This is a genomic window from Streptomyces sp. NPDC002004 (genome assembly GCF_053593975.1).
On the sequence record NZ_JBSFDP010000074.1, the window covers coordinates 1 to 7,377 of the forward strand.

At 70.0% G+C, this 7,377-nt stretch carries 7 protein-coding genes and 1 pseudogene; 4 read left to right on the forward strand and 4 right to left on the reverse strand.

The genetic code is table 11. The features are described 5' to 3' along the window. Positions 1-212: 212 nt before the first annotated feature. Positions 213-551: a winged helix-turn-helix domain-containing protein gene (locus ACWCP6_RS37055; RefSeq protein WP_450937070.1), complete on the reverse strand. Its 339-nt coding sequence runs from the start codon at positions 549-551 to the stop codon at positions 213-215. Next, entirely contained in the window at positions 548-1,303 is a 756-nt protein-coding gene (locus ACWCP6_RS37060; RefSeq protein ID WP_450937071.1) for a hypothetical protein, read from the reverse strand. The genes ACWCP6_RS37055 and ACWCP6_RS37060 overlap by 4 nt, the downstream gene beginning before the upstream one ends. Before the next feature lie 374 nt (positions 1,304-1,677). On the opposite strand from ACWCP6_RS37060, the pseudogene ACWCP6_RS37065 reads away from it, so the two are divergent. Beyond that, positions 1,678-1,977, forward strand: a pseudogene (locus ACWCP6_RS37065) (dTDP-4-dehydrorhamnose reductase); the annotation flags it as partial. 66 nt (positions 1,978-2,043) lie between these two features. On the opposite strand, the gene ACWCP6_RS37070 reads toward ACWCP6_RS37065, so the two are convergent. Both ACWCP6_RS37070 and ACWCP6_RS37075 read right to left on the reverse strand, forming a co-directional pair. Further along, entirely contained in the window at positions 2,044-3,099 is a 1,056-nt protein-coding gene (locus ACWCP6_RS37070; protein ID WP_450937072.1) for an ABC transporter permease, read from the reverse strand. Positions 3,100-3,556: 457 nt separating this feature from the next. Further along, on the reverse strand, positions 3,557-4,342 hold the full coding sequence (locus ACWCP6_RS37075; protein WP_450937073.1) for an SDR family NAD(P)-dependent oxidoreductase: 786 nt from the start codon (positions 4,340-4,342) through the stop codon (positions 3,557-3,559). Positions 4,343-4,557: 215 nt separating this feature from the next. Between ACWCP6_RS37075 and ACWCP6_RS37080 the strand changes: the two genes are divergently transcribed. The 3 genes from ACWCP6_RS37080 (at position 4,558) to ACWCP6_RS37090 (ending at position 7,254) form a co-directional block, all read left to right on the forward strand. Further along, complete coding sequence (locus tag ACWCP6_RS37080) at positions 4,558-5,238, forward strand: TetR/AcrR family transcriptional regulator (RefSeq protein ID WP_450937074.1); 681 nt, start codon at positions 4,558-4,560, stop codon at positions 5,236-5,238. 836 nt (positions 5,239-6,074) lie between these two features. Continuing rightward, positions 6,075-6,455: a CAP domain-containing protein gene (locus ACWCP6_RS37085; RefSeq protein WP_450937075.1), complete on the forward strand. Its 381-nt coding sequence runs from the start codon at positions 6,075-6,077 to the stop codon at positions 6,453-6,455. A gap of 205 nt (positions 6,456-6,660) precedes the next feature. Next, a complete protein-coding gene (locus ACWCP6_RS37090) occupies positions 6,661-7,254 on the forward strand; it encodes a DUF4291 domain-containing protein (protein ID WP_450937076.1) in 594 nt (197 codons plus the stop codon). Positions 7,255-7,377: the final 123 nt, after the last annotated feature.

Sequence of the window (7,377 nt, forward strand, 5' to 3'; positions counted from 1 at the left end):
CCTGGCGGGCCGTGCCCCTCGGCACGGCGGCCCCGACCCCCACGGCCAGCGCGGCGGCGAGAACGCGACGGCGCGTCAGGTCCGTCTTCGTGGTGACCGGTGTGATGGTCATGTGTCCTCCCCAGGTTTGAGCGACGGTATTCGGCAGGCTGTCCGGGTTCGCCGGGCGTCAGCGGGAGCCACTCGCTCACCACGGGTCCCGGGAACCCGGATCAGGACTCCGGGGCTGAACTGCCTTGTTCGATCTGGTGGATGAGGCGCTTGAGCTGGGTGACCTCGTCGTGCAGGGCGCGGTCGCCGGCGGGGGTGAGGGAGAGCCAGGTGCGGGCGCGTTTGCCCTCGTAGCCCTTCTCGATGTGGATCAGTCCGGCCTTCTCCAGGACGGACAGGTGCTGGCTGAGATTTCCGGCGGTCAGGTCGAGGGCCGTGCGCAGGAAGCCGAACTCGACCCGGCGCGCCTGGTGGGCGACGGTGAGGATGCCGAGGCGGACGCGCTGGTGGACCACGTCGTCGAGGCCGGTGACGGGGTGCGGGTCGGGTTGATCGGTCATGAGACGTCGCGCCGCCGGTACAGCTCGGCCAGACCGAAACCGAGCGCGCCGAGCAGGAGCAGCAGACCGGGTACGCCGAAGCGGGGCACGGCGGACCAGGGCGAGGTGAACGGGACCCCCGACCAGCCTGTGGTGAGGGGCACCAGCTCGATGGCCAGGTACACCGCCGTGAGCAGCAGCAGGGCGAGGCTGCGCTCCACCCAGGACAGCACCAGCAGCGGCAGCCCGACCGCTGCGGCGTTCCCGGCGAGTCGCTCGAGGAACCTCGTCACCCCGGACTCGGGGTCGAGGTGCAGGCCCCAGAAGTCGAGCTTTTCGCCGGGCTGCGGCATCCCGTGGCGCAGGCTCCAGATCGCGGTGGCGGTCACCAGGCCGACCAGGACGATCCCGGTGAGGATGTACGGCCGGACCGGGGTGCCGACTCCGCGGTTGCGGGAGCGGCGGATGTAGAAGAACGCCGTCGCGGCGTAGGCGAGGGCGAGCCCGATGGGCCAGTAGACCGGCGAGCCCTGCGTGACCTGCGTGACCGCGGTGCACCCGGGGCCTGCCGCGGGGTCGGTCGCCGGGCAGGGCACGGTCTCGACCTTGAAGGTGAAGCGGCTGACCAGGATCCCGCCCAGCGTGAGCACGCCCAGCATCAGGAGGGGAAACCAGGCGCCGCGCTGGGCGGCACGGACCCGCCGGGTCAAGTCACCGAGGCCGGCGAGGACTTCATGGGGAGTGCCGGGAGAGGGCACCGATGCGTCTGCCATGGCGTCAGCTTTGCAGTACAAACTAGTTATGACAAGAAACTCACGTGAAGTCGCCGCCGAGTCCGGACGCGGGGCGGGGATCCGAGGTCAACGCCGCGACTTGCGGTGAAGTCCGAACGGCAGATCGACGCCCCACCGCGGCCGGCTCCCCCGGTTCGCCGACAGGAAGTCCGGCAAGGCCGGCCTCCGGCCCGGGCTGAAGGCGTGCCACGCCTTCCTCCGCCCGGCGACACCCTGGTGGTCCCCGCACTCGACCGTTACGGCCGCTCGCTGAACGACCCGGTGGACATGGGCGCGGCGCGGCCACAGCCAAATGCCGGGATGCTCCGCGGAGTCCAGCGCCTTGTTGAGGGCCGGCACCGGCACTCCGACCCGACGGCGTCCTGTTCACCGACGACATCCGCTGCCCGGTGCATGTCGAAGACCTGGCCTCCGCGCTGCGGGAACTCTCTGCGTCCGGTCAGGCCGGGATGTTCCGTCTCGGGGGAGCGGATGCCCTCAGTCGTCACGAGCTCGGTGTTCTCATCGCCCAACGCGACGGACTGGACGCTGCCCGGCTGTCAGCCGGCCGCCGAGCCGACACCCGCATGCCCGGGGCCCTCGACGTCCGTCTCGACAGCAGCACAACGCAGCGGCAGATACGCACACGGCTGCGCGGAGCCCGCGAGTTCCTCCAATTCCCCCAGGGGGACGGTGGAATGCCGCAGACCGCCAGGGACTTGCAGCGGGATGACAGCGCATCAAAGAGGGAGCCGCGCACCGGTCGCACGTCGGTCGACGCGCAGGTCGAGGACGTACTGGATGGCCAGGCACCCGAGCACCCAGGCTCCCAGCAGGACGAGCGCTCCTGCCAGATGGGCGGAATGGAAGTAGCCGGCGCCGCGCAGAGCCCGCACGGCGGCGGCAGGAGGAAGGACCTGCGCCAGCGGGGACAGCCACGCCGGCAGGAAGGACGGGGGCAGGATTCCGCCGGAGGTGGCGTTGCCGAATATCAGCAGCACCACGGACGCCACCGGCATGCCCACCGGTCCGCACACCCGCAGCAACACCCCGGCTGCTGCGGCGGTGGCCATGGCCAGCAGGCCCGCCACCACGGCAACCGTGGTGAAGGAGGCAGGCAGTGCATCCAGGGCCTGATGCCCGATCAGCGCCACCATGACTCCGGAAGCGCCCGCGAAGAGCGTCATCGACGCCACTCGGGCGGCCAGGACCAGTCGCGGTGCGATCTGGTAGGAGGCGACTGCAAACAGGAAGCCTGCCAGGACCACTCCGAAGGAGGCGTAGAACACCGACAGGCCGCGGGCGTCGCCGGGTGTCAGGGGTACCACGTCCTCAGCCGCGACGGGGTGGCCGACGGCGCGGCTGACGGCGGCCTGGAGGCTGGACACGGTGGACGGCCCCTGGGCGCCGGCCACCAGCAGCGCCGTACCGCGGCCATGCGTGACCAGGGCGGCGGGCACCTGATCGTGGGTGACGGCCCGCCGGGCGGCGTCGGCGCTGGGGTAGCGGTGGAAGGTGAACGCGTCGGGTTGCGTGTCGTTCAGGGCGAGTTCGGCGCGTGCGGCCACACGGTCGGAGACCGCCATACCCAACGGCTGATGACGCGCGACAGGTGCGTGGAAGGCCGCCAGATACACGGCGACGAACACCGTCCCGATCGCCAGGGCGGTCACCACCGGGACGATCACGGCTTTGCGGATCCCGGCGGCGGCAGCGAGCACGGGGGCCGGAATACCGGGTTCGGTATCCAGCAGAGCATGACGGGCACGCCGCTCGGGGGTCGGGGTCTGGGTCACGGAGGGCTCTTCCGTGGGCGCCCACGCCGGTCGGCCGAGTGAGGGAGCAGGTCCCGTCGGCTCGGAACGCAGGGAAGGCTGGTGCAGATGCGGGGGCGTGGTGCTGTCCATGAGTTCTGTGTGCCGCTGACGCGCGGCCTGCGATAGGGCCTGTGCCGGTCGGCGCCGGCGGGGCGAGGCCGTTGGTTCCGTCAGCCGGTCGGGCCGTGCGAACGCCGGCCCGGGGCAGGGCATTCGTTACGGCGACCGCTCATGCGGAGGCGGTACGGCGCGGTTGGTTTCCTCAGCCGGTCGGGCCGTGCGAACACCGGCCCGGGGCAGGGCATTCGGTACGGCGACCGCTCATGCGGAGGCGGTACGGGGCCGCGCTCGGCATCGGTGGTGTCGGCCGGGGCCGTCTCCGCCGCCGGAGGGCGGTCTCCCCGCCGACGAGTGGTCGCTGTTCAGGCGGGGGCTGCTAGAAGAAGCCGCCGTCCACGGGCAGCGTGCGGCCCGTCAGGTAGGACGCATCATCACTGGCGAGAAACGCCACCGCCGATGCGATCTCCTCCGGCTGGGCCAGGCGGCCGAGCGCACCGTGCACCGAGATCCACCGGTCCGTGGACATCGTGTCCCTGAGCAGGGGGTGCTGGTAGCTGGCGCCGTGCTCCGCGGCCATGTCCGTGGCGGTGCCGCCGGGGGCGATGGCGTTGATGGTGATGCCGCGGGCGCCGAGCTCGGCCGACAGGTTGAGGACCATCGATTCCACGGCCGCCTTGGACGCGGCGTACAGGGTGTGGCCGAAGACCGCGCGGGATGCGCTCACCGAGGAGGTGAGCACGATCCTGCCGCCGGCGCCCATGTGAGCGGCAGCATGCTGGACTGCGAAGAGCTGGCCGCGCGAGTTCACGGCGAAGACACGGTCGAAGTCGGCCACTGTGATCTTCTCCAGGGCGTCGAAGTGCTCGATGCCCGCGCAGGACGCCAGGACGTCCAGGCGCCCGAAGGTGGAGACCGCCCGCTCGATCAGGGCCCTGGCCTGGTCGGGGTCGGCAACGTCCGCGCGCATGGCGAGAGCCCTGCCTCCGTCGGCTGTGAGTGCGGAGACCAGCTGGTCCGCCGCCTGCTGGTTGCCGCGGTAGCCGATGGCGACGGCAGCCCCCTCGGCCGTCAGCCGTGTGGCGACCGCTGCTCCGATGCCCCGGCTTGCTCCCGTGATCACCGCGACCTTGCCGGTGAAACGACCGCTGTCCCCTGCTGGCATGGGTCCTCGCTCCTTCCGCTCTGCCGAAATCGGTTCTCGGAGCACCCGCCAGGGGTGCACCGCGCCTGACGGCGGCGTGAGCGCACGGATCAGGCCGTCGCGCTCGCCGGGCCGGCAGGACCGAGGCTAACACTAAGCGCAGAAAATCCTTCACTTATGATTCATGTCATACCCTCGACACACGCAGACCACGACGACAGCGGAGGTGGACCAGGGTGACCGCCGGTACCCCTGCGCGCGCCGCGACGCCGCGGTTGCGTGCCGACGCTGCGCGCAACCGTGCCCAGATCCTGGCCGCAGCGCGTACCGCCTTCCGTGAAGCGGGAACCGCCGTTCCGCTCGATGAGATCGCCCGCCGGGCGGGCGTCAACATCGCCACCCTCTACCGGCGCTTCCCCAGCCGCGATGTGCTGATCACCCAGGTCGTCGTGGACGGCTTCACCCTCGTGCGCGATACGGCCCGCGCGGCGGCGAAGACGGCACGGACCGATCCGCTGACGGCCGTGCAGAACTTCCTGCAGAGCTTGATCGACAACCGCGAACTGCTGGCCCTGCCGCTGATCGGCGGGCCCATGACCAGTGATCCCGAGGCCCGTGAACTCCAACGGGAGATCGGGGCGGCCCTGGAGGACATCCTGGCACTGGGCAGGACGCACAAGGCACTTCGGCCCGACCTCACAGCGGTGGACCTGATCACCACCGCTGCACTGATCTGCCGCCCCCTGCCGCACCTGCCATCCGAGCAGACCACAGCCCTGACCGCACGACACCTCGGGGTCTTCCTCGACGGTCTGCGCCCCGACGGCACCAGCACGCTGCCTCCGGCCCCCACTCACGAAGAGATGACGACCCACCTCGCCCACGGGGAGGCGTCCGCCGACGTGCAGGCAACGTAGGCGGAGTGGAACGAAACGGTCCAGCCGACTCCCAGGCAGTGGGCTTCTGTTGGACCCGCCCCTCGACGACCAGGTGTGAACGGCGGGCCGGGCAAAGAAGATTGCCGGAAAGCGTGCTGGACCGGAAGGGCTGCCGCCACGCACGCGGGCCGGGCATTCCGCAGGAGCGGCCGTCGAGCCTCCAGCCGGCTGAACGCACGGTGATACGCCGACGCTGCCCGGACAGGAGATCCGATTCCCTCGGCGTTAGACTGATGTTGCGGGCAGCCCATAAAGGAACAAGGCCTGGGGCACCGAAGGACCCTGTGCTCGGTTCGGAGCCACATCCTCGCCGTGATTGCCCACGTGGGACAGCGGAGGGGCTTGCGGACAGCCGGGCACGCCTCACGACTACGTGGGTGTCCATGCGGCCACTGGCGGTGACGGTCGGTATGTCCCGCATCCGAACGGCATCGCTGCCCACGACAAGCGACAGCCAGGACGTCGCGGCCTGCCCGTCTACAGCCCGGGGACACGGACGGAGCAGCGCTGCTCGCGACGACCGACGACGAGTTCCGCGTCGGCCGGTACCGCCTGTGCACCACTCACTCACGGCGCGGACGCGCACGGTGACGGTCCGGACGCCGTCCGGTCCACATCCTTCATCTCGCATCGCTGAGCACCTGCGTGCTCTTGTCCGCCCGGAAATGGAACGAGCAGGTGGATTGAACGAAGGGAATGCAATGCGCGCCATAACTCACCGCCTGAAGGGTGCATGCGCTGTCGCGTGTGCGGTCCCCCTCCTGGCGATCTCCGCTGCAGCCGGGGCGAGCGCCGCCCCCGCTACGCCCACCGCCGTGCAGCAGGCCTCCGCCGGCGAGATCCTGGCCCTGGAGAACGCCGCACGGGAGAAGGCCGATTGCCCGGCACTGAGCCTCAACGGTCAACTCACCGCGGCCGCCCAGGCTCACAGCGAGGACATGGCCAAGAACAACTTCTTCTCACACACCGGGTCCGACGGATCCAGTATCGCGCAGCGGGTCGAAAAGGCCGGCTTCAGCCCAGCAATGCCGACCGAGGAGAACATCTCCCAGGGGTGGGCCACCGCGCAGCAGATCTTCGACGGATGGTGGAACAGTGCACCGCACAAGGCCGCCATCCTCAACTGCAAGTGGAAGCAGACAGGCATAGGCGGGGCCCAGCCGGGCAACCACTGGACCCAGCTCTTCGGCACCTGATCACATCCCGACCGGACCAGCTCCGGAACCACGCTAGAGGCCCCGACGGGTCTTCCGTCGGGGCCTCTCAGCGCCTGGTGCGGCTCCGTAGCGGCCCAGGTGGCGGATACAGGGCCTCCTACGGCGCACGGCCTCGGCAGGCTGTCGGCCGAGTGCAGCGCTAATTCGATGGCGCACACCGGACGAAGCCTTCACGCTGATCACCGTGACAGAGCACAAACACCAGATCCGCGCCCAGTACACCGCTTCCACGGTCACCGTCTACCAGGCGTACGCACCGGGCATCGGTCTTCCCGCGGCCCGGGACGGCCGCTTCCCAGCAGCCTGGAAGCGGGACCGGATGACGTGGATCAAGCCCTCCTTCCTCTGGATGATGTACCGCTGCGGGTGGGCCACCAAGGAGGGCCAGGAAACCGTGCTTGCCATGGAGATCAGCCGTGAGGGCTTCGAGTGGGCGCTGGCCCATGCCTGCCTGTCCCACTACAAGCCTGGGCTGCACCCTGACAGCGCGTCCTGGAAAAGGCAGTTGAAGCGGTCCCCGGCTCGGGTCCAGTGGGATCCGGAACGTGATCTGCACCTGCAGCCGCTTCCGTACCGCTCGCTGCAACTCGGGCTCGCAGGAGAGGCCGCGCGCCGCTATGCGGACGAGTGGACGGTGTCCATCACCGACGTCACCACCCTTGCGCACACGATTCACGACCTCGTACGCGCCGGGGACCTGGATGCGGCACGCCACCTCCTTCCCGCAGAACATCCCTACCCGGTACCCGACGGACACCTGGACCACCTGCACCGGTGAGCGAAGCCGCCCACTGGGCTCACCTCGACGAACCAGGCATCCCGCCGCTCCGGCACAGGCCGCGGAGAGACCAACTCCACAAGGGGAATGGGCACCCTACTGAGACGTGGCCGCCGGGCCGTC

Bases quoted from the DNA above. Each gene is read 5' to 3' on its own strand.
- ACWCP6_RS37060 (WP_450937071.1), bottom strand. From the start codon at position 1,303: ATGGCAGACGCATCGGTGCCCTCTCCCGGCACTCCCCATGAAGTCCTC.
- ACWCP6_RS37075 (WP_450937073.1), bottom strand. From the start codon at position 4,342: ATGCCAGCAGGGGACAGCGGTCGTTTCACCGGCAAGGTCGCGGTGATC.
- ACWCP6_RS37055 (WP_450937070.1), bottom strand. From the start codon at position 551: ATGACCGATCAACCCGACCCGCACCCCGTCACCGGCCTCGACGACGTG.